This is a genomic window from [Mycobacterium] manitobense (assembly GCF_025821665.1).
Taxonomy (GTDB): domain Bacteria; phylum Actinomycetota; class Actinomycetes; order Mycobacteriales; family Mycobacteriaceae; genus Mycobacterium; species Mycobacterium arseniciresistens.
The window spans coordinates 1-488 of sequence record NZ_JACKSJ010000040.1 but is presented as its reverse complement, the minus strand read 5'-3'; the positions used below and the strand labels follow the sequence as shown (position 1 = coordinate 488).

Sequence of the window (488 nt, the reverse complement as noted above, 5' to 3'; positions counted from 1 at the left end):
ATATGCCCCAGGACTGCGTGCGCCTGCGACCAGTAGGCCTCGTTGAGGCGCACGATGGCCGCGCCCAGCAGCGTCACCTTGTCCGGGAAGTGCCGGTACAGCCAACCCCGGGACACCCCGGCCGTCTCGGCCACCTCGGAGACGGTGGTGGCGCGGATGCCCTTGGCGTGCAGGCACACCTCGGCCGCATCGATCAGGCGGTCGCGGACGGTGGCCGTGCGGGTCGGCACAGGATGGCTCCTCGGCTTGAGAACTCGGTGAGTTGCATTCTGCCAACAAGTCGCGCCGGGGCGGGGGACGGGCCGCCGCCGATGGTAGACAGTATCGAGGATCTGTTCACTGACGGAGGTGCCGCGGGAATGCCGGACACACTGCAACAACTGCTGCGCACCCGGGCGGACGGCGACACCCCGGCGGTCAAATTCGGCGACGACGTCTGGACGTGGCGCGAACACATCGCCGACGCCCGCCGCCAGGCCGCCGCACTC

The 488-nt window shown here is 69.7% G+C and carries 1 protein-coding gene; it reads right to left on the bottom strand.

The features are described 5' to 3' along the window. Nucleotides 1-230 (bottom strand): TetR/AcrR family transcriptional regulator (locus H7I41_RS05230; protein ID WP_264011514.1); only part of this gene is annotated, 230 nt, incomplete at its 3' end. Between the last annotated feature and the right edge of the window lie 258 nt (nt 231-488).